This is a genomic window from Pandoraea sp. ISTKB, assembly GCF_001721285.1.
In the GTDB taxonomy this organism is placed as follows: Bacteria; Pseudomonadota; Gammaproteobacteria; order Burkholderiales; family Burkholderiaceae; genus Pandoraea; species Pandoraea capi.
Genome location: NZ_MAOS01000011.1, coordinates 1 through 314, shown reverse-complemented (window position 1 = coordinate 314; position 314 = coordinate 1). Strand labels below are relative to the sequence as shown.

Below are 314 nucleotides of genomic sequence, written 5' to 3'. Positions count from 1 at the left end.
TCACAGTTGACGGTGAACGACCAGCAGAAGCTGGTGCTGTACGGCAACGCGGTGGAGTACGCGAAGACAAACAACATCCAGTTGGGCCAAGCACTCACGCCTGAACAGATTGCGGGGTTGTCGCAACCGATGTTGTGGTACGTCGAGCAGACGGTACCTGAGCCGGGATGTGCCGCAACGGGCAACGCGAAATGCCCGACCGTGACGGCACTGATGCCGCAGGTGTACCTGCCGGAGAACTTCACGGCGCTGTCCGCAGGCGGCCAAATTCTGGCGAGCAATGACCTGTCGCTGAACTTCGGCAGCACGGCGAC

1 pseudogene is annotated in these 314 nt (G+C 60.8%); it reads left to right on the top strand.

Annotation, left to right across the window (positions count from 1 at the left end):
• Positions 1-314: pseudogene (locus A9762_RS03205) on the top strand (adhesin); the annotation flags it as partial.